The following is a 21,533-nucleotide window of genomic DNA, read 5'->3' on the forward strand; positions in this document are numbered from 1 at the left end:
AGGAGGTGCATCATACAGAGGTCGTATTTCGGGGTCAATAGCCATCAGGGAGGGTGAGCGGATACCCAGCTCCTTCAACTCGGGGTACACTGCTCCCTTGCCGTTTTTTGCCGGGAGTCGTCATGAGCAAGTTATTCCAGTTGGCCAGCCAGTTTCAACCCGCCGGGGATCAGCCGAGGGCCATCGCCCAGTTGCTCGATGGCATCGAGTCGGGACTGGCCCATCAGACCCTGCTCGGGGTGACCGGTTCGGGCAAGACCTTTACCATGGCCAACGTCATCGCGACCCTCAATCGTCCCACCATGATACTGGCCCCCAACAAGACCCTGGCGGCCCAGCTCTACGGGGAGATGAAGGAGTTCTTCCCCGACAACGCGGTGGAGTATTTCGTCTCTTATTACGACTACTACCAGCCCGAAGCCTATGTGCCGACCACGGACACCTTCATCGAGAAGGATGCCTCCATCAACGATCACATCGAACAGATGCGGCTGTCAGCCACCAAGGCGCTGCTGGAGCGGCGTGACGTGGTGATCGTCGCCTCGGTATCGGCCATCTATGGTCTGGGGGATCCCCAGGCCTACCTCAGCATGATGCTGCACCTCAAAGTGGGGGACGTGATCAATCAGCGGGATATCCTGCGCCGCCTCGCCGAACTGCAGTACACCCGCAACGACATGGCCTTCCAGCGCGGCACCTTCCGGGTGCGGGGGGAGGTGATCGACATCTACCCCGCCGAATCGGACAAGCTGGCCCTGCGGGTGGAGCTGTTTGATGAAGAGGTAGAACGCCTCTCCCTGTTCGATCCCTTGACCGGCGCCATCGAGCAGACGGTGGTGCGTTACACCATCTACCCCAAGACCCACTACGCCACCCCGCGGGAGACCATTCTGGGTGCCATCGAGCACATCAAGGAGGAGCTCAAGGGGCGGCGCGAGCAGCTGATGAACCTCAACAAGCTGGTGGAGGAGCAGCGCATCAGCCAACGCACCCAGTTCGACATGGAGATGATGCAGGAGCTGGGTTACTGCTCCGGTATAGAGAACTACAGCCGCTACCTCTCCGGCCGCGCACCGGGTGAGCCGCCGCCCACCCTGTTTGACTACCTGCCGGGGGACGGCCTGCTCATCATCGACGAATCCCACGTCACGGTGCCGCAGATCGGCGCCATGTTCAAAGGGGACAGATCCCGCAAGGAGACCCTGGTGGAGTACGGCTTCCGCCTTCCCTCGGCGCTGGACAACCGGCCCCTCAAGTTCGACGAGTTCGAGGCGCTGATGCCCCAGACGGTGTTCGTCTCGGCGACCCCCGGCCCCTACGAGCTGGAGAAGTCAGGCGGTGACGTGGTGCAGCAGGTGGTGCGTCCCACCGGCCTGCTCGATCCTGAGGTGGAAGTGCGGCCGGTCAGCACCCAGGTGGACGATCTGCTCTCCGAGATCCGCAAGCGGGTGGCGGTGGAGGAGCGGGTGCTGGTCACGACACTGACCAAGCGGATGGCGGAGGACTTGACCGAATACCTGGCGGATCACGAGGTACGGGTGCGCTATCTGCACTCGGATATTGATACCGTGGAGCGGGTGGAAATCATCCGCGACCTGCGCCTTGGCAAGTTCGACGTCTTGGTGGGCATCAACCTGCTGCGCGAAGGACTCGACATGCCGGAAGTCTCCCTGGTGGCCATTCTGGATGCGGATAAAGAGGGCTTCCTGCGTTCCACCCGCTCCCTCATCCAGACCATCGGCCGGGCAGCGCGCAACCTCAACGGCAAGGTGATCCTTTACGGGGATACCATCACCAACTCCATGAAGGTTGCGATCGAAGAGACCGAGCGGCGCCGCGCCCTGCAACACGCCCACAACCTGGAACACGGCATCGTGCCGAAGGGGCTCAACAAGGCCATCGGCGATGTGATGGACATGGGGGGCAGCCGCACGGCGGGCAAGGCCGGCAAGGGGAGTCGCAAGGCTGCCGAACCGCAAGGGGAGTACCATGCCCGCTCTGCCAGCGAGATCAGCAAGGAGATCAGGCGGATGGAAGAGCAGATGTTCCAGCATGCGCGGGATCTGGAGTTCGAACAGGCGGCGGCGCTGCGGGATCAGATCCAGCGGCTGCGCGGCGAGCTGATCGAGTCATGAGCGCCAGACGCTGGCTCATCTGGCGGCGTTTGCGCCGCCTCTATCAGGGCTTTCGCCACCCAGGTACACCCTGGTGGGCGAAGGGGCTGGTGATCCTTATCCTGCTCTATGGCATCAGCCCGGTGGACGTTGTCCCCGATGTGGTGCCTCTCCTTGGCTGGCTCGACGACGCGACCCTGTTGCTGCTCCTCTTGTGGGGCTGGGAGAAATGCCTGCCCGGCGAGGTGCTGGCCGCTCTGGACAAGGCCGAGTGAGCAGAAGCCTACGTTCAGGGAAAGGGGAAAAGAAGGGGGGATTGAATGACTCCCTTCATGGGGTTCGAAAAAGGGGACCATGGGGAGATTGTGAGCCAGGTCTCATTGGCGTAGACTCCACGCCGTTCACTTCATGGGTACCAAAAAATGGATCTGATCCTCTTTGCCATCGACTTTATTCTGCACGTTGACGTGCATCTGAAAGAGCTGTTCGAGAATTATGGCGTCTGGGTATACGCCATCCTGTTTCTGATCATCTTCTGCGAGACCGGGCTGGTGGTGACTCCCTTCCTGCCGGGGGACTCCCTGCTGTTTGCTGCAGGTGCCCTCACAGTGGGCAGCGTGCTGGACGTGCACACCCTGGCCGCCGTGCTGATCATCGCCGCGGTGCTCGGCAACGTGGTGAACTACACCATAGGCCACTTCTTCGGTGAGCAGCTGTTTCGCAACCCCGATTCCAAAATCTTTCGTCGGGACTATCTGGTCAAGACTCATGCCTTCTATGCCAAGCATGGCGGCAAGACCATCATCATCACCCGCTTCCTGCCCATAGTGCGGACCTTCGCCCCCTTCGTGGCGGGCATGGGGGCCATGACCTATCCCCGCTTCCTGGCGTTCAACTTGGTGGGGGGGCTCTTGTGGGTGCTCTCCTTCGTCTATGCCGGCCACTTCTTTGGCAATCTGCCGGTAGTGCGCCACAACTTTACCCTGCTCATCTTCGGCATCATCGCGGTCTCCTTGTTGCCCATGGTGATCGGCATGGTGAAGGCCAGGAGAAGTGCCAGCAAGGCTACCTCCGAAGGCGCGTGACATCGCCGTGCACGACATGAAAGAAGGGAGCATATGGCTCCCTTCTTGTTGGTTGGCTGAGTGGCAGGTCGCCGCTGCGCCCTTTGACCCGCTTGTGGCCTGTTACGATGATGCACACCCGCAGGCAGCCACTTCATTGGCAGAACAGGGAGAAGGAGATCCGGCCCCCTGGGCATGGGGTCGTGAGGCGATAAAGAGGAGATAAAAAGGGAGCCATGTGCTCCCTTCTTAGGGTCGAGTGACGAACTAGTTGCAGCAGCGCCCTTTTATCAGGTTGCCAGCAGCCACGATGACGAACACCAGCAGGTAGGCGGCAAAGATGACCACGAGCCACTGCGGCATGGAGAAACCGAGGAACTGCCAGCTGATCTCGCTGCAGTCGCCGTCCGGGTAGAACATCCAGGGAACCCATTTATCCAGTGGTGCCCAGGCAGGGAAGTCAACAAACCCTTCGCATACGTTGAAGGGGGAGGGGTTCATCTGGTAATCCACGTGCTTGAGCGCCAGTTTCAGGCCCCAGAAGGCGCTGTAACCCCACAGGAGCATGGCACTCCAGCGCAGGTACCAGCGCTCTGGCGCGACCATGCCGAGGAGGCCGGCGGTGAGCACGCCGAGGATGGCGATACGTTCATAGATGCACATCACGCAAGGGTGCAAACCCAGCACGTGCTGGAAGAAGAGGGCGCAGAGTTCCAGCGCGAAAGCGGAGGCTGCCAGCAATCCCCAGGCCAGACGATGACTGGCAATGCGGCGAAGATACTCGATCATCTGATTGATCTCTCAGAGAAAAATAGTGGCTGAATTAGAGCAGAGCCCCATCTGAAAAGAAAGGGGCCGAACAGCCCCTTTCATGATCAGTGTGTGGACGGGGTGGGCAGTGGCAGTGCCCCATGATCCAGCAACCACCCTGCCTGATAGAACCATTCGGTTGCAGGACCGAGGAGCAGTTCCACGGAGAAAAAGCCGACAAGCCCCAGCACCAGGGTATAGGGCAGCGCCATCCAGACCATGCGGCCATAAGAGAGGCGCAGCAGGGGAGCGAGGGCCGAGGTGAGCATGAAGAGGAATGCGGCCTGGCCATTGGGGGTGGCGACCGACGGCAGGTTGGTGCCGGTGTTGATGGCCACGGCCAGCAGATCAAAATGCTCGCGGCTGATGGCGCCGTTGATCAGGGCGGTCTTCACCTCGTTGATGTAGACGGTGCCGACGAAGACGTTGTCACTGACCATGGAGAGCAGACCGTTTGCCAGGTAGAAGAGGGCAAGCTGATCCTCCGGCTTGGCCGCCAGTACCCACTGGATCACCGGCTTGAACAGCTGTTGATCGATGATGACCGCCACCACGCTGAAAAAGACGGTGAGCAGGGCGGTGAATGGCAAAGCCTCCTGGAATGCCTTGCCAAGCGCGTGTTCTTCAGTCACGCCGGTGAACGCCGTCGCGAGCACGATGACCGTCAGGCCGATCAGCCCAACAGCAGCCAGATGGAGGGCAAGACCCGTGATAAGCCAGGTGGCAATCAGCGCCTGGACGATCAGCTTGGCCTTGTCCTGCGGGGTACGTTGTGCGTCTTCGTCGCGCTCGTAGGATTCCATGATGTGACGCACGGGCTCGGGCAAGCGGGCGCCATAACCGAACCAGCGGAATTTTTCGACCAGGATGCAGGTCAGCAGGCCGCAAATGAAGACCGGAATGGTGACTGGCGCCATGCGAATGGCAAATTCACCGAAGTGCCACCCCGCCTGTTCACCGATGATGAGGTTCTGGGGTTCGCCGACCAGGGTGCAGACGCCCCCCAGGGCGGTACCGATGGCGGCGTGCATCATCAGGCTGCGCAGGAAGGCACGAAATTCGTTCAGATGCTGGCGGGAGAGCTCGTCAATCTCTTCGTCATCATGATGCAGATTGCCGGACTCATCCCGGGAGGCCACCTTGTGGTAGATGGCGTAGAAGCCGGTTGCGACGCTGATGACCACGGCGATCACGGTCAGGGCATCAAGGAACGCGGAGAGGAAGGCAGACACCAGGCAGAAGGCGAGAGAAAGCAACGTTTTGGAGTGGATGCGCACCAGCATCTTGGTAAAGACGTAGAGCAGCAACTGCTTCATGAAGTAGATGCCGGCCACCATGAAGACCAGCAGCAGAAGCACTTCGATATTGGCCACCAGCTCATGTTTTATCTGGTTGGCGGAGGTCATGCCGATGAGCACGGCTTCGATGGCCAGGAGTCCGCCCGGTTGCAGCGGATAGCACTTGAGGGCCATGGCCAGGGTGAAAATAAACTCGACAACCAGCAGCCAGCCGGCCAAGAAGGGATCAACGTAGAAAATGATCGGGTTGATCAGCAGGAATAGAACGATGGCAATTTTGTACCATCGCGGAGCATTGCCCAAAAAGTTCTTTGTAAACGCGCGCCCTAGGCTGATTGGCATAATGATGGTTCTCTGTTCTGTTGTTGATATCTGCGTCTATGCAGTCGAGCCCGACCCGAGCCGAACATCCGGATATTCACCTGTATCAGATTGATTGCACATGATTTTAATCAAGGGAGCGATAACTATAAATAAGCTCGCTGAACTTGCCCAGCGAGCAAACGGTTATATCCCCATCATTTGGTGTTGGTTGACTCCCCACTTGTTGGCGCATACATATTTTTAACAAAAAGATCGGGGTAATGTGAGCAGAGGACCGACCTTCTGCTTGCCAGCATGACCGGCTTTGCTATTATTCGGGGGCCTTTTTACGCACTACAACAGAGTCATTACATGGTCATTAAAGCGCAAAGCCCTGCCGGGTTTGCCGAGGAATACATCATCGAGTCCATCTGGAACAATCGCTTTCCTCCTGGATCCATTCTGCCGGCGGAGCGCGAGCTGTCCGAATTGATCGGCGTGACTCGCACTACCTTGCGTGAAGTGTTGCAGCGCCTTGCCCGTGATGGCTGGCTCACCATCCAGCATGGCAAACCGACCAAGGTCAACAATTTCTGGGAAACCTCCGGTCTCAACATCCTGGAGACCCTGGCGCGTCTCGATCAGGACAAGGTACCTGATCTGGTGGCACAGCTGCTCTCCGCCCGGACCAACATCTGCACCATCTTCATCCGTGGCGCCATTCGCAACAACCCGGAACAGGCCGCCGAGATACTGCGTGGTGCCGATGATGTGGAGAACACGGCCGAGGCCTATGCGGACTTCGACTACCGTTTGCATCACCAGCTTTCGTTTGCCTCTGGCAACCCCATCTATGCCTTGATCCTCAACGGTTTCAAGGGTTTGTACAGCCGGGTTGGCCGCTACTATTTCTCGGACAAGCAGGCGCGGGAAACCGCAGATGCCTACTACAAGACGCTGCGCAAGCTGGCCGAAAACAAGGATCACGAAGCCGTGTTCATGACGGTACGCCAGTACGGCATCGAGTCTGGCAAGCTTTGGACCCGTCTGCGTCAGGACATGCCAAGCAACCTGTGTGACAACTGATTACCCTGACCCAAGAAAAACGCGCCTGATGGCGCGTTTTTTTATGCCCGGTACTGACGTCAGGTCATGCTCTTGCGGTCCGGACAACGGCCGATGATATCTGCGGATAGCTCGCCATTGTCCTGCTCCAGCACCACATCGAAGCCCCACAGCTGATGCAGATGCTTGAGCACCTCGTGGCGTGACTCGCCAAGGGGGATGCGGTTGTGGGGAACATAGCGCAGGGTCAGGGAGCGATCGCCTTTCACTGCCACGTTGTAGACCTGAATGTTGGGCTCCAGGTTGCTCAGGTTGTATTGAGCGGACAGGGTGCTACGCACCAGCCGGTAGCCCTCTTCATTGTGAATGGCGGACACCTTGAGATAGTTCTTCAGATCGTCGTCATCAATTGCAAAGAGCTTCATGTCGCGCATTACCTTGGGACTGAGGAACTGGCTGATGAAGCTTTCGTCCTTGAAGTTCTGCATGGCGAAATGCAATGTCTCGACCCAGTTGGTGCCAGCGTAATCGGGGAACCAGTATCTGTCTTCCTCGGTCGGGTGTTCGCAGATGCGACGCAGGTCGGTGAACATGGCAAAGCCAAGGGCGTAGGGGTTGATCCCCGAGTAATACCGGCTGTTGTAGGGGGGCTGATAGACGACGTTGGTGTGGCTGTGCAGCACCTCCAGCATGAAGCGATCGCTGATTTTTCCCTCGTCATAGAGATGGTTGAGAATGGTGTAGTGCCAGAAGGTGGCCCAGCCCTCGTTCATGACCTGCGTCTGCTTCTGCGGGTAGAAGTACTGACTGATCTTGCGCACGATACGCACTACCTCGCGCTGCCAGGGCTCGAGCAGGGGAGCATTCTTTTCGATGAAATAGAGAATGTTCTCCTGAGGCTCGGCAGGATAGCGCCTGTCTTCCACCCCGGCAATCTTGTGATGCTTGGGCAGGGTACGCCACAGCTCGTTAACCTGGGTTTGCAGATAATCTTCCCGTGCCTTCTGGCGTCGCTTCTCCTCGGCCAGAGAGATCTTCTGGGGCCGCTTGTAACGATCCACCCCGAAGTTCATCAGGGCATGGCAGGAGTCGAGCAGTTTCTCCACCGCATCGATGCCGTGTTTTTCCTCGCACTCGGTGATGTAGTTCTTGGCAAACAACAGGTAGTCGATGATGGAGGAGGCATCGGTCCAGGCCTTGAACAGATAGTTGTTCTTGAAGAAGGAGTTGTGACCATAGCAGGCGTGGGCCATGACCAGCGCCTGCATCGGCATGGTGTTCTCTTCCATCAGATAGGCGATGCAGGGGTCCGAGTTGATGACGATCTCGTAGGCCAGTCCCATCTGGCCGCGCTTGTAGTTGCGCTCGGTGTGGATGAAGCGCTTGCCGAATGACCAGTGTTGATAACCGATGGGCATGCCGACACTGGAGTAGGCATCCATCATCTGCTCTGCGGTGATCACCTCGATCTGGTTGGGGTAGGTGTCCAGCTTGTAGAAGCGGGCGACACGTGCGATCTCCTGGTGATAAAGCTCCAGCAGATCGAAGTTCCAGTCAGGCCCGTCATCCAGCGGCGCTATCTTTCTTGCGGTTTCTACCATATGTGATCCCTCAAGCCGCTTGCTTCTTGAACAATTCCCGGAACACCGGATAAATGTCCTCGACCTTGCGAATGTGCTCCATGGCGAAGTGGGCGTATTGCTCTGCCACTGCCTCATATTCGTGCCACAGGGTCTGGTGGGCGCGGGTAGTGATCTCGATGTAGGAGTAGTAACGCACCCGCGGCATGATGTCGCGCATCAGGATCTCCCTGCACTGAGGGGAATCATCCGCCCAGTTGTCCCCATCGGACGCCTGCGCCGCATAGATGTTCCACTGGTTGGCGGGATAGCGTTCGTTGATGATGTCATTCATCATCTTGAGCGCGCTGGAGACGATGGTGCCGCCGGTCTCCTGGGAGTAGAAGAACTCGTGCTCGTCCACTTCCTTGGCCTGGGTGTGGTGGCGAATGTAGACCACCTCGACATTCTTGTAAGTCCGGCTCAGGAATAGATAAAGCAGGATATAGAAACGCTTAGCCATCTCCTTGGTAGCCTGATCCATGGAGCCGGAAACGTCCATCAGGCAGAACATCACCGCCTGGCTCGAGGGGACGGGCCGTTTGACGAAGTTGTTGAACTTGAGGTCGAAGGTGTCGATAAAGGGGACTGCATCGATCCGCCGCTTCAGCTCCCTGATCTCTTTTTCAAGTTGCGCCATTTCGGCGAAATGGTCGTTGGGCTCGCAAGCCAGCTGGGCCAGGCGCTCCTCCAGTTCACGCAACTGACGTTTCTTGCCTGCCTGCAGCGCCATGCGCCGCGCCAGCGAATTTTGCAGGGAGCGCACCACGTTGATGTTGGCAGGCACCCCGTTGGAGGTGTAGCCGGCCCGGTAGGTCTTCATCTCCATCAGCTGGTTGAGCTGGGTCTTTTGCAGCCGCGGCAGTTCCAGATCCTCGAACAGCAAGTCCAGATACTCGTCTTTGGAGATCTGGAAGACGAAATCATCGACGCCCTCTCCTTGATCCGAGGCCTGGCCCTCGCCACTCCCCTGGCCGCCGCCACCCCCTTTGGGCCGGTCAATCTTGTCACCGGAGACAAACTGGTCGTTGCCCGGATGCACCATCTCCCGTTTGCCGCCATGACCCTGATGAAAATGGGGTTCCCCGATGTCCTTGGTCGGGATGCTGATGCTCTCGCCCTTGTCCACGTCCTGAATGCTGCGCTTGGAGACAGCATCCGAGACCGCTTGTTTTATCTGCTTCTTGTAGCGGCGGATGAAGCGCTGCCGATTGACAGCGCTTTTGTTTTTGCCGTTGAGCCTGCGGTCGATAAAATGCGCCATAACTCCCCCTTGAACACGGCAGGGTCAGGATGACTTGCGTACCCTGAGATACCACTCGGAGAGCAGCCGCACCTGTTTGCGGGTGTAGCCTTTCTCCATCATCCGTTCGACAAAGTTATCGTGCTTCTTCTGCTCCTCAGCCGAGGTTTTGCTGTTGAAGGAGATAACCGGCAGCAGCTCTTCCGTGTTGGAGAACATCTTTTTCTCGATCACGGTGCGCAGCTTCTCGTAACTGGTCCAGTTGGGGTTACGGCCTGCATTGTTGGCCCGGGCCCGCAGCACGAAGTTGACGATTTCGTTACGGAAATCTTTCGGGTTGCTGATCCCGGCAGGTTTTTCAATTTTCTCCAGCTCGCTGTTGAGAGACGCTCTGTCAAACAGCTGGCCGGTTTCGGGGTCACGATACTCCTGATCCTGGATCCAGAAGTCGGCGTAGGTGACGTAGCGATCGAAGATGTTCTGACCGTACTCTGAATACGACTCGAGGTAGGCGGTCTGGATCTCCTTGCCGATGAACTCGACGTAGCGCGGAGTCAGGTAACCCTTGATGAACTCCAGATAGCGATCGTGCAGCTCTTGCGGGAACTGCTCGCGCTCTATCTGCTGCTCCAGCACGTAGAAGAGGTGCACCGGGTTGGCGGCCACTTCCGCGTGGTCGAAGTTGAAGACACGGGAGAGGATCTTGAACGCGAAACGGGTGGAAAGGCCGTTCATGCCCTCGTCGACACCGGCATAGTCGCGGTACTCCTGATAGCTTTTCGCCTTGGGGTCCGTGTCTTTAAGACTCTCGCCGTCATAGACCCGCATCTTGGAATAGAGGCTGGAGTTTTCCGGCTCTTTGAGTCGCGACAGCACCGAGAACTGGCCCAGCAGCTCCAGAGTACCCGGTGCGCATTTGGCCTCGGTCAGCTCGCTGTTGAACAGCAGTTTTTCATAGATCTTCACCTCTTCCGAGACGCGCAGGCAGTAGGGCACCTTGACGATGTAAACACGGTCGAGGAAGGCTTCGTTGTTCTTGTTGTTGCGGAACTGCTGCCACTCGGATTCGTTGGAGTGGGCCAGCAGGATGCCGTCGAAGGGGAGGGCGGAGAGCCCCTCGGTACCGTTGTAATTCCCCTCTTGCGTCGCCGTCAGCAGCGGGTGCAGCACCTTGATGGGCGCCTTGAACATTTCGACGAACTCCATCATCCCCTGGTTTGCCTTGCACAGCGCACCGGAGTAGGAGTAGGCGTCGGCATCATCCTGGGCGAAGTGTTCCAGCATGCGGATATCGACCTTGCCGACCAGGGAGGAGATGTCTTGGTTGTTGTCGTCCCCCGGTTCGGTCTTGGCGATGGCGATCTGATCGAGGATGGAGGGGTTTACCTTCTCCACCTTGAATTTGGTGATGTCACCGCCAAACTCGTGAAGGCGCTTGGCGACCCAGGGAGACATGATGGGGCGCAGATAACGGCGAGGGATGCCGTACTCCTTCTCGAGGATTTCGCCATCTTCGTCGATGTCAAACAGGCAGAAGGGGTGATCGTTCACCGGTGAGCCCTTGATGCGATAGATGGGCACTTTTTGCATCAGGGATTTGAGTTTCTCTGCCAGCGAGGATTTACCGCCGCCAACCGGTCCGAGCAGATAGAGGATCTGTTTCTTCTCTTCCAGACCCTGAGCGGAATGTTTGAGATAGGAGACAATCTGTTCGATGGCTTCTTCCATGCCATAGAAGTCTTTGAAAGCGGGATAACGCGCGACGACGCGGTTGGAAAAGAGACGGCTGAGACGTGGATTGGTCGAGGTGTCGATCATTTCCGGCTCGCCGATGGCGGTCAGCAGACGTTCGGCGGCAGAGGCGTAGCAGGATTTGTCCTGTTTGCACATATCCAGAAACTCCTGGATGCTGTACTCCTCCTCTCTGGCCTTCTCATACCGCTGTTGATAGTGCTCGAAGATGCCCATAACTTAGCCCTCGTTATAGTCGCTTGCCCTGAAAAAGAGTGGATCACTACTTTTGTTCTGTTTACCTCTTAAGCCTAGTCAACAGCCCCCAGTAATCCATCGCCATCATTGGTTTAAGTTTGTGCGGGAGCTTCCCGATCCTCGTGCGGGAAGAAGCACTAAGTGACATACCTATGTTACTGACTGTTAAATTATTTTTGCCACGACAGTGATGCAAATGTCAAAGACATAAAAAATAAATCTTTGCGTGCCAGAGGGAGAAAATGGTGACGCTCTGTTTTGTCAGGGGGCGGTGCCAGCAAGGGCAAGGGCGGCAGGGAATAGAGGGTGAAAAGACGTGTCGCTTACGTCAACGTAATGTTATTTGTTTGGTGTTTTTGCTCTAATTTTTACATTGACGCTACATTCTGGCTGCTCTAGATTGGCCCTGTGTCGAGCAGTCATCGCTTTAGCAAGAGAGTGGGTGATTGTGCAGATACTAAGCTCTGTTTAAGCACGTTTCCGTTGGCTTGACCCTCGCATCCGCGAGGGTCTTATTTTTTCAGCGCCTGAACGGCGCCAAACCTGCAAGCTCAGGATTCGGCGGGATAGAGGGCTGACACCGCCGCCAGCACCTCGGCGAAGGGATGGTCCGCCAACTGGCCAAAACCGGCCAGATCCCTGGCCTTGAGACGGGTCGTCAGCGGGGTGGCGATGCCACACAGGAAACGGGTCAGGATCCTGGGATGGCGCTGATGGCACAGGGCGATCAGCGGGTCGCACCAGGCGCGCAAACCGTGCTCGTTGGGCAAGCCCGGTGATGCAAGCGGCGGCAACACGGCGATCTCTCCCCGGCAGACGGAACAGTGCCCGCACCGCTCGGGGGCCGCGTCGTCGGCAAAATAGCGGGCAAGCTCATGGCTGAGGCAGGTGGTCGAGGTGAAAAAGGCCAGCAGCGCCTGAAGGCGGGCCAGCTCGCTCTGCTCTTTCTTTTCAAACAATCCATGCAGCTCTTCGGCCAGGGTCGCGGTATCGATTTGCTGGCTCAGCACCCGATAGACCTCGGTCATCTGCTTGCTTTCAAGCTCGATCCAACCCTGCTGCTGCAGGTAGTCCAGCGCCGTCGCGGCGCGCTGGCGTTCCCCCTGGTATCCCTGCCACAGCGCTTCGAAGTCCATGGTGCACCAGGTGCGCGCCTGGGGTGCGCAGGCAAAGACCTGCTCCAGGAACTGGCGGCGTTCGGGATTGAAACGAGCGAGGATCGCCTGTTTTTCCAGCACGAACCTGAAGCGGTACTCGGCAAAGTAGCTGTAGGCCGGTGCAATGACCCCTGCCATCTCCAGATAGACCAGCAGGGTCTTGAGGGGCAGTTGGCGAATGTTGGTCTCGTTGGAGAGGCGCAGCAGGCTGAATTCCCACTCGGCGCCGCTCTGGCGCACGATATCGAGCAAGTGCGCGATGGCGTCCCTGTCCGGTGTATCCCCATAGACGAAGTTTTCCAGTACCGGCAACTGGGCGCGGCTCGCCAGCACGGTGCAGCGGGAGGGAAGCCCGTCACGTCCGGCGCGGCCTATCTCCTGGCTGTAGTTCTCGATGGACTTGGGCAGGTCGTAGTGAATGACCCGGCGAATGTCGGCCTTGTCGATGCCCATGCCAAAGGCGATGGTGGCCACGATGCAGTCGAGTCTGCCAGCCATGAAGTCGTGCTGGATCTGGCTGCGCAGGGCGGGATCGAGCCCCGCATGGTAGGCGCATGCCCGGATGCCGCTGGCCTGTAGCTGCGCGGCGCACTGTTCTGCGCTGTGTTGCAGAGTCACGTAGACGATGGTGGGGGCGGCCGGATCCCGGTGCAGCTCCTCGCGCAGCCAGGTATCGCGGGCACTGCCGGCCAGCGGGAGGACGGCCAGATCCAGATTGGGTCTGTAGAAACCGGTGACCACCAGATCGTTCCGGTCGATGGCAAATTTTGCCTGCATGTCCGCCATGACGGCCGGGGTGGCGGTGGCGGTCAGCAACAGCACCTGGGGAATGGCCAGTTCACGGCGATGATCCGGCAGCTTGAGATAGTCAGGGCGAAAGTTGTGGCCCCACTCCGAGATGCAGTGGGCCTCGTCCACTACCAGCAGTGACAGGGGGATGTGGGCGATGAAGCGGCGAAAGCGCTCATTTTTGAGGCGCTCCACCGAAATCATCAGGATCTTGAGCTGGCCATCGCTGGCCTGCTGCATCACGCGCCGGCTCTCTTCCGCTGTCTGGCTGGAGTCCAGGGTGGCGGCGGCGATCCCCTTGCTGCGCAAAAAGGCGAGCTGATCGTGCATCAGGGCCAGCAGGGGAGAGATGACCAGGGTCAGGTGGGGCAGTGCGAGGGCGGGCAATTGATAACAGAGGGATTTCCCCGCGCCAGTCGGGAAGATGGCTGCGGCGCTCTTGCCAGCCAGCAGACGACTGATCACCGCTTCCTGCCCGGGCTGCAAGCGATCAAAGCCGAAGTGTCGGGTCAATAAAGAGGTGATCATGGCAAGGCTCCCTGAAAAAGGGCGTCATCATATCACTTCTGGCCCAGTGGTGGCCGATGATCGGACTGGTTTGGTGACATTTTGACCGTGGTTGATATTGTGTTATCACATTGTTGTAGATTTTTTGTGAGGTAACCCTGATATTTTTCAGTGATTATGTGGAAAAAAACCATGGCAGATGGGATATTCCTGTCCGCAACCCCACGCGAACGGGACAGATCCACCAGAAGAGCTGCCCACGGCGTCACCGTTAACGGACCGGTGCCAATGCGCGGGGCTGGTTGCCAACAGGACTAATGATTCACGCACCATGAGTGCACAGGGACTACTTGATGACACAACAACACCCCCTCATTCGACTGGTCAACAGCACCAGTCTGGTTAGCCAGATCCTGGTCGGTCTGGTATTCGGTATCCTTCTGGCGATGTTCATGCCCGAGTGGGCCAAGGCGGCGGGTCTGCTCGGCAGCCTGTTCGTCGGCGCCCTGAAGGCCGTGGCGCCGCTGCTGGTCTTCGTGCTGGTGATGTCGGCGATCATCGGCCACAAGCAGGGCCAGAAGACCAACATGAAACCGATCCTGCTGCTCTATGTGCTGGGTACCTTCCTGGCGGCTGCCGTGGCAGTGGTGGCGAGTTTCCTCTTCCCCTCCAACCTGCATCTGGTGGCAGGCGCTACCGAGATCACGCCGCCGGGGGGCATCACGGAAGTGCTGCAGACCCTGCTGTTCAACGTGGTGACCAACCCGGTGAAAGCACTGCTGGAAGCCAACTATATCGGCATCCTGGCCTGGGCCATCGGCCTTGGTATCGCCATGCGTCACGCCAATGAGAGCACCAAATCACTGATTTCCGATGTGTCTCACGGAGTTTCCGCCATCGTCAAGGCCGTGATCCGTTGCGCTCCGCTCGGCATCCTGGGTCTGGTTGCCTCCACCCTGGCTGAAACCGGCTTCGATGCGCTGTTTGGCTATGCCCAACTGCTGGTGGTACTGATCGGCTGCATGCTGTTCATCGCCTTCGTGGTCAATCCGCTCATCGTCTTCTGGAAGATCAAGCGCAACCCCTATCCCCTGGTGCTGACCTGCCTGAAAGAGAGCGGTGTGACCGCCTTCTTCACCCGCAGCTCCGCCGCCAACATTCCGGTCAACATGGCCCTGGCCGAGAGGCTGCGCTTGCCGGAAGACACCTATGCGGTCTCGATCCCGCTGGGTGCCACCATCAACATGGCCGGCGCCGCCATCACCATTACCGTGCTCTCCATGGCGGCGGTGCATACCCTGGGGATGGAAGTGGACATGGCGACCGCCATTCTGCTCTCCGTCGTTGCCACCATCAGTGCCTGTGGCGCTTCCGGTGTGGCGGGCGGCTCCCTGCTGCTGATCCCGCTGGCGTGCAGCCTGTTCGGTATCAGCAACGACATCGCCATGCAGGTGGTGGCCGTTGGCTTCATCATCGGGGTGTTGCAGGATTCCGCCGAGACGGCCCTCAACAGCTCCACCGACGTGCTGTTCACTGCGGCCGCCTGCATGGCCGAGGATGAGAGCCTGCTGGATGCCGCCCCGGTGCCCAGCCGCGAAGCCTGATCCCCTAAGACTTTCTGCTCTGCACAGGCGCCCTCTTCGGAGGGCGCTTTTTATTTGCGCGCGTGTCAGGCGCCCTGCACCTTCTCGCCGTGTCATAGCATTGACAGTGCTCGGATCCCCCTGTGTGATTTCCCGGGAGGGGCCCGTTGGCCGCCTTCGTGTTCTCGCCACCGCCAACACGCCATTCCCTGTACCAACGTGCCCGGCGCTGCATTCGGCAGGGCATATCGGGCTGTTTGTGCTGTCAGCATGGCGGCCTGTGGCATCCCCTCTGGTGACCGAAGGGGTCATCTGCTCTTCGGATGCTGCACGGGAAGCCCGGTCAAGGTCTCTCGGCAGCTTTTGCCTGCGCCCTGTGGCCGGTGCTTTCCCTGAGTGCCTCGAAGAAAGGCTCCATTGGGTGGGGACCTGGACTCTCTGGGCGAAACCCCGAAGAGCGGGCGTTCCTGGTAAGGACAAGGGCTCTGGTGTTCTGCCTGGCAAGGCCGATGGCGAGCAGCAGATGACGGGATAACGCAGCACGTCTTGGTCGTGTGTCATGGGCGAAGGAATATGAGCGGCAAGCTGTCACCAAGGGGAAAGAGAGTGGGTGACAGGGCTGTCTCTGATTTGAGGGCTGGGGGCTCTGATCATCTGAGCCCAGTACCTGATGATCATAACGAACACAGCCCGGCAGAGGAGATCTGCCGGGCTGTGGGAGGCGCCGGGCCCGCTGGCCCGACGGTATCGCAGGAAGGCTTAGCCGACCAGTTGATAAAGGATGGCGGAGATGGCGATAAGGCCCATGGTCGCCACGAAGACGTTGCTGATCTGGCCCTGGTATTTCGCCATGGCCGGAACGCGCTTGATGGCGTACATGGGCATGAGGAACAGGATGGTGGCGATGATGGGGCCACCCAGGGATTCGATCATCCCGAGGATGGAAGGGTTGATCACGGCCACGCCCCACAGGGTCAGGATAAAGAAGGCGATGATGAACAGCTCCACCTTCTTGTGGTTCGGTGCCTTGCCGGAGCTGCGCATGTTCTGGACGATCATCCCTTTCAGACCTTCACGGGCACCCAGATAGTGGCCGAAGAAAGAGGAGACGATGGCCACGAAGGCAACCAGCGGACCGAAGTAGGAGATGATGGGGCTCGCATGCTGGTTGGCCAGGTAGGAGAGCACGGCGATGTTCTGGGACTTGGCTTCTGCCAACTGGGCCGGCGTCAGGCTCATCACGCAGGAGAAGACGAAGAACATCACGAAGCCCAGCAGAATGATGGCGGTGCGCTTGAGGATGGCGTCGGACTTGGCGACGGCATGCTCACCGTGATCACGGCGCTGGGCCAGGGCGAAGCTGGAGATGGCCGGGCTGTGGTTGAAGGAGAAGACCAGCACCGGGATGGTCAGCCACAGGGTGGTGGCGAAGTCCTTGGTGCTCGGCATTTCATTCAGGGCCGCACCGGTCCAGTCCGGGATCAGGTACAGGGAGATGCCCGCCAGAATAGCGATGAGCGGATAGACCAGGAACTCGGTCACTTTCAGCATCAGCTTCTCGCCAGCCAGCATCACGGACATCATGGCCATGATGAGCACGATGGAGAGGATCCAGCGCGGGGGCGGCGTCATCTGCAACTGGTTGACCAGGAAGCTTTCCACCGTGTTGGTGATGCCCACGCCGTAGATCAGCACGATGGGGTAGATGGCAAAGAAGTAGAGCAGGGTGATCAATTTACCGGCACCCACGCCGAAGTGCTCTTCCACCACCTGGGTGATGTCGGCATTGGGCTGCTTGGAGGAGAGCACGAAGCGCGCCAGACCACGGTGGGCCAGGTAGGTCATGGGGCCGACCAGCAGCGCCATCACCACCAGCGGCCAGAAGCCACCCATGCCGGCGTTGATGGGCAGGAACAGGATGCCTGCACCGACGGCGGTACCGAACAGGCTGATCACCCAGGTGGTGTCTTGTTTACTCCAACCGCGAGATTGGACCGAGCTGATTCCTTGCTCCTGTGCGGCTGCAACATCCTGTGCGCCAGTGACAGTATTGGACATGTGTCTCACCCCGAATGTGTGGTTTTAATTAGTCGGCGCAAGAATACTTTCTTTTTAATCAAAAATGTTGATCAAATTCACCTTTGTGCGGCTGAAACCCGTACTTTCTTGTAGAAATGTGATCAAAAGAATAAAAAATCAAAATTTATTTATCAAATGCAGTGTTATTTGAATGTTAACTGGATAATTTCTCACCCAATTATGTTGTCAAAATGTTATATCGAGATGTGCTGGGCAAGCTGGCGGATCATGCTGGCAGTTGCTCCCCAGATGAAAGATTGCTCCCAAGGGATCCAATAGATGGTGTGACGTCCGTCCGCCCTTGGCAGGCTCAGGGCTATGTGCTGCCCCGGATCCAGCACGTGGGCGAGGGGGACTTCGAAGGCCTGGGCCACCTCGTCCTGGCTCAGGGTCAGCCCGTAGCCTGGGTCGAGCATGGCGAGGACCGGCAGCACATCGTAGCGTGAGACGGTATTGAGAGGGGTGAGGCTGCCGATGATCCGGATCTGGGAGGGGGGAATGCCAAGCTCCTCCTCGGTTTCCCTGAGCGCGGTGTGAATGAGGTCCCGGTCTTCCGGGTCCTGACGCCCGCCGGGAAAGCTGATCTGGCCCGGGTGGTGGCGCAGGGCGGCGCTGCGGCGCGTCAGCAGCAGATGCAGGCCCTCGGGGCGCTCCACCAGGGGGATCAACACGGCGGCAGGTTTGAGCCCGGCCAGTGCCAGGCGATGGGCGGGGGCGGGGCGCTGCAGCAAAAAGCGGGTCAGCAGCTCGGCACTCGTCATCTCCATGGGTCTCCTTGTGTCGGCCCCGCAGGGCCGGATGGGATCAAAGGGCATCGAGCAGTGGCAGAATGCGGGCCACCTTGTCGTAGGTCTCCTGATATTCGGCGTCGGGATCGGAGTCGGCGATGATGCCGCCCCCCGCCCAGCAGTGCAGCTGACCGGCTTCGGCGATCAGGGTACGGATGCAGATGCTGGTATCCATCCTTCCGTGCTGACTCAGATAACCGATGCTGCCGCAGTAGGCATTGCGCCGCACTGGCTCCAGCTCCTCGATGATCTCCATCGCCCGGATCTTGGGAGCCCCTGTGATGGAGCCGCCGGGGAAGCAGGCCCGCAGCAGATCCACTTCTTGCCAGCGCGCATCCAGTTCTCCGTGAATGGTGGAGACCAGATGATGCACCGCCGGGAAGGATTCCACGGCAAAGAGGTGCGGGACCGTGACCGATCCCGGCCGGCTCACCCGGCCGATGTCGTTGCGCAGCAGATCGACGATCATCAGGTTCTCCGATCTGTCCTTGTCGGCGCTGGCGAGCGACTCGGCTACCCTGGCATCCTGGGCGGGATCCGGGTGGCGAGGCCGGGTGCCCTTGATGGGCTTGGTCTCGATATGGCGCTTGTCGAGCAGCAGGAAACGCTCCGGGGAGAGGCTCAGAATGGCGCTTTGCGGCAGGCGGATAAAGGCGGAGAACGGCGCCTTGTTGGCGGCGCTCAGGGCGAGATAGGCGGACCATTCATCCCCCTGATAAGGGGCGCTGAAGCGCTGGGTCAGGTTGATCTGGTAACAATCCCCCGCCGCCAGATAGGCCTGGATACGGGCAAACTTGTCGCCGTATTCGGCCCGCGTCATGTTGCTCTGCCAGGGGCCGGTCAGGCGAAGGGGGAGGGTGGTTCGTTCGCGTTGCGCCATCAGCCAGTCGAGCCTGCGGGCGAGGCCGGCTTCATCACCCCAGTGGGCCAGCTGCCAGTGTCCCGTCGCGACATTTCGCAGCAGCGCCCAGTCGTAGATCCCGACCGCCATGTCGGGCACCTGGATGTCCTGTTGCGCCACTGCGGGCAGACGCTCGAATCGTCGGCCCAGATCGTAGCCAAAGAGTCCCAGGGCTCCCCCGATAAATGGCAATCCCGAGTCATCCTCAACGCGCTCCCCGAGCAGGGCTCGCTGGGTCCTGGCGAGCAGGGCGAGGGGATCGCCGTCATGATGGTGCTGGTGGTTATCCTGGGTGAGGCAGGTGCTAGCACCCCGGGTTTCCAGGGTGGCAAGCGGATCGGCGCTGATGATGTCAAAACCGTTGTCAGCCCCCAGGGGGCCGGCGGATTCCAGCAGGATGGCCCAGGGTTGGTGTTGCAGGCAGGCGAACCAGGTGTGGAGCGAGGCCTGCGGGTCGAAATGGTGGATATGCAGTCTTGGTTTCATTTTTTGTTACATAGGCAACAGTTTGCGCCCGGCTCCCTAGCCGGTTCGGGTGGTCAAGCGTATCATGGCCGCCGGCATTTTTAAGAAAAACACCGTTATAAAAACACGCCGCAGTCTGCCGGCTCCAGGTGCATTTGCCACCTGCCGAAGGCCCGGCTCATATGGAAGCCCTTGCTCGCGCAAGCGATAACAAGGACCAGTGAGGATGATATGAGCATCATTAGAAAACAGGACTTTATCGATTCCATTGCTGACGCCCTGCAGTACATCTCCTTCTACCACCCCCTCGATTTCGTGCAGGCCGCCAAGGCCGCCTATGACCGCGAGATCAACCCGGCCGCCAAGGATGCCCTGGCCCAGATCCTGATCAACTCCCGCATGTCTGCCGAAGGTCATCGCCCGCTCTGTCAGGACACCGGTATCGTCACCTGCTTCGTCAAGATCGGCATGCAGGTACAGTGGGACAGCGACATGACGGTCCAGGAGATGGTGGATGAGGGCACCCGCCGCGCCTACACCAATCCGGACAACCCGCTGCGCGCCTCCGTGCTGGCGGATCCGGCCGGCAGCCGTAAGAACACCAAAGACAATGCCCCCGCTGTCGTGCACATCGACATGATCCCCGGCGACAAGGTGGAAGTGAGTATCGCGGCCAAGGGCGGCGGCTCCGAAAACAAATCGAAGATGGTGATGCTCAACCCCTCCGACGACATCGTGGAGTGGGTGCTCAAGACGGTGCCGACCATGGGGGCTGGCTGGTGCCCGCCCGGCATGCTCGGCATCGGCATCGGCGGCACCGCCGAGAAGGCGGCGGTGCTCGCCAAGGAAGCCCTGATGGAGCACATCGACATCCAGGAGCTGATTGCCCGTGGTCCCGAGACCACCGAAGAGAAGCTGAGGGTCGAGCTCTATGACAAGGTCAACAAGCTCGGGATCGGAGCCCAGGGGCTGGGCGGCCTGACCACGGTGCTGGATGTGAAGGTGAAATCCGCACCGACCCACGCTGCCTCCAAGCCGGTGGTGATGATCCCCAACTGCGCCGCCACCCGTCACGTGCATTTCGAACTCGATGGCTCCGGCCCGGCGGAGCTGACACCCCCCAGGCTGGAAGACTGGCCGGAGATCACCCGTGAGTCCGGTGGTAATGTGCGCCGGGTCAACGTGGATGGCATCACCAAGGCAGAGCTTGCCAGCTGGAAGAGCGGCGATACCGTGCTGCTCTCCGGCAAGATCCTGACCGGCCGCGACGCCGCCCACAAGCGCATCGCCGACATGCTGAAAAAAGGTGAAGGACTGCCGGAAGGGGTCGATTTCACCAACCGCTTCATCTATTACGTGGGCCCGGTCGATGCGGTGCGTGACGAGGTGGTCGGCCCGGCTGGCCCCACCACGTCCACCCGGATGGATAAATTCACCGACATGATGCTGGGAGAAACCGGCCTCATCGGCATGATCGGCAAGTCCGAGCGCGGCCCCAAGACGGTCGAGAGCATCAAGCAGCACCAGGCTGTCTACCTGATGGCGGTGGGCGGCGCCGCCTATCTGGTGGCGAAAGCCATCAAGAAGGCGCGCGTGGTGGCCTTTGCCGATCTGGGGATGGAGGCCATCTACGAGTTCGAGGTGGAAGACATGCCGGTCACCGTGGCGGTCGACTCCCAGGGCAACAACATCCACGAAACCGGCCCGGCCTACTGGTCCGCCAAGATTGCCGAGCTGGAGACGAAGCTGGCTTGATCAA

Annotated in this window: 15 protein-coding genes; 6 read left to right on the plus strand and 9 right to left on the minus strand. The window is 59.3% G+C overall.

What is annotated here, in order from left to right; genetic code table 11:
* Positions 1-122: 122 nt before the first annotated feature.
* The 3 genes from uvrB (at position 123) to ACPW74_RS07945 (ending at position 3,199) form a co-directional block, all read left to right on the plus strand.
* A complete protein-coding gene (gene uvrB / locus ACPW74_RS07935) occupies positions 123-2,135 on the plus strand; it encodes an excinuclease ABC subunit UvrB (protein WP_425858879.1) in 2,013 nt (670 codons plus the stop codon).
* Positions 2,132-2,389 (plus strand): DUF1232 domain-containing protein, encoded by a 258-nt coding sequence (locus ACPW74_RS07940; RefSeq protein ID WP_010674910.1) that lies wholly within the window; start codon positions 2,132-2,134, stop codon positions 2,387-2,389. The genes uvrB and ACPW74_RS07940 overlap by 4 nt, the downstream gene beginning before the upstream one ends.
* A gap of 147 nt (positions 2,390-2,536) precedes the next feature.
* Positions 2,537-3,199: a DedA family protein gene (locus ACPW74_RS07945; RefSeq protein ID WP_010674909.1), complete on the plus strand. Its 663-nt coding sequence runs from the start codon at positions 2,537-2,539 to the stop codon at positions 3,197-3,199.
* A gap of 246 nt (positions 3,200-3,445) precedes the next feature.
* Here ACPW74_RS07945 and dsbB read toward each other — a convergent pair whose 3' ends face one another.
* Together dsbB and nhaB are read right to left on the minus strand one after the other, a co-directional pair.
* Positions 3,446-3,967, minus strand: coding sequence for a disulfide bond formation protein DsbB (gene dsbB / locus ACPW74_RS07950; RefSeq protein ID WP_139737963.1), 522 nt, complete (start codon positions 3,965-3,967; stop codon positions 3,446-3,448).
* A gap of 86 nt (positions 3,968-4,053) precedes the next feature.
* Positions 4,054-5,628, minus strand: coding sequence for a Na(+)/H(+) antiporter NhaB (gene nhaB, locus ACPW74_RS07955; RefSeq protein WP_010674907.1), 1,575 nt, complete (start codon positions 5,626-5,628; stop codon positions 4,054-4,056).
* A 333-nt stretch (positions 5,629-5,961) separates the two neighbouring features.
* Here nhaB and fadR point away from each other — a divergent pair, with 333 nt between their 5' ends.
* Entirely contained in the window at positions 5,962-6,675 is a 714-nt protein-coding gene (gene fadR, locus ACPW74_RS07960) for a fatty acid metabolism transcriptional regulator FadR (protein WP_309563591.1), read from the plus strand.
* Between the two features lie 59 nt (positions 6,676-6,734).
* On the opposite strand, the gene ACPW74_RS07965 is transcribed toward fadR, so the two are convergent.
* The 4 genes from ACPW74_RS07965 to ACPW74_RS07980 form a co-directional block, all read right to left on the minus strand.
* Positions 6,735-8,255 carry a SpoVR family protein gene (locus tag ACPW74_RS07965; protein WP_128313431.1) on the minus strand — a complete coding sequence of 507 codons (1,521 nt, stop codon included), beginning with the start codon at positions 8,253-8,255 and terminating at the stop codon, positions 6,735-6,737.
* 10 nt (positions 8,256-8,265) lie between these two features.
* On the minus strand, positions 8,266-9,537 hold the full coding sequence (locus tag ACPW74_RS07970) for a YeaH/YhbH family protein (protein WP_010674904.1): 1,272 nt from the start codon (positions 9,535-9,537) through the stop codon (positions 8,266-8,268).
* Between the two features lie 24 nt (positions 9,538-9,561).
* Positions 9,562-11,484 carry a PrkA family serine protein kinase gene (locus tag ACPW74_RS07975; RefSeq protein WP_010674903.1) on the minus strand — a complete coding sequence of 641 codons (1,923 nt, stop codon included), beginning with the start codon at positions 11,482-11,484 and terminating at the stop codon, positions 9,562-9,564.
* 572 nt (positions 11,485-12,056) lie between these two features.
* Positions 12,057-13,979 (minus strand): RecQ family ATP-dependent DNA helicase, encoded by a 1,923-nt coding sequence (locus ACPW74_RS07980; protein WP_425858882.1) that lies wholly within the window; start codon positions 13,977-13,979, stop codon positions 12,057-12,059.
* Between the two features lie 332 nt (positions 13,980-14,311).
* On the opposite strand from ACPW74_RS07980, the gene sstT reads away from it, so the two are divergent.
* Positions 14,312-15,562, plus strand: a complete 1,251-nt coding sequence (gene sstT / locus ACPW74_RS07985; RefSeq protein ID WP_010674901.1) for a serine/threonine transporter SstT — start codon at positions 14,312-14,314, stop codon at positions 15,560-15,562.
* A gap of 738 nt (positions 15,563-16,300) precedes the next feature.
* Here sstT and ACPW74_RS07990 read toward each other — a convergent pair.
* The 3 genes from ACPW74_RS07990 to pabB form a co-directional block, all read right to left on the minus strand.
* On the minus strand, positions 16,301-17,599 hold the full coding sequence (locus ACPW74_RS07990) for a serine/threonine transporter (protein ID WP_029314600.1): 1,299 nt from the start codon (positions 17,597-17,599) through the stop codon (positions 16,301-16,303).
* Between the two features lie 215 nt (positions 17,600-17,814).
* Positions 17,815-18,381, minus strand: a complete 567-nt coding sequence (locus ACPW74_RS07995; RefSeq protein WP_134996845.1) for a CoA pyrophosphatase — start codon at positions 18,379-18,381, stop codon at positions 17,815-17,817.
* Positions 18,382-18,424: 43 nt separating this feature from the next.
* Positions 18,425-19,795: an aminodeoxychorismate synthase component I gene (gene pabB / locus ACPW74_RS08000; protein WP_042016551.1), complete on the minus strand. Its 1,371-nt coding sequence runs from the start codon at positions 19,793-19,795 to the stop codon at positions 18,425-18,427.
* A 210-nt stretch (positions 19,796-20,005) separates the two neighbouring features.
* Here pabB and ACPW74_RS08005 point away from each other — a divergent pair, with 210 nt between their 5' ends.
* On the plus strand, positions 20,006-21,529 hold the full coding sequence (locus ACPW74_RS08005) for a fumarate hydratase (protein ID WP_039040872.1): 1,524 nt from the start codon (positions 20,006-20,008) through the stop codon (positions 21,527-21,529).
* Positions 21,530-21,533 lie beyond the last annotated feature (4 nt).

It is taken from the genome of Aeromonas sp. INTO2 (assembly GCF_049860605.1).
Lineage (GTDB): Bacteria > Pseudomonadota > Gammaproteobacteria > Enterobacterales > Aeromonadaceae > Aeromonas > Aeromonas caviae.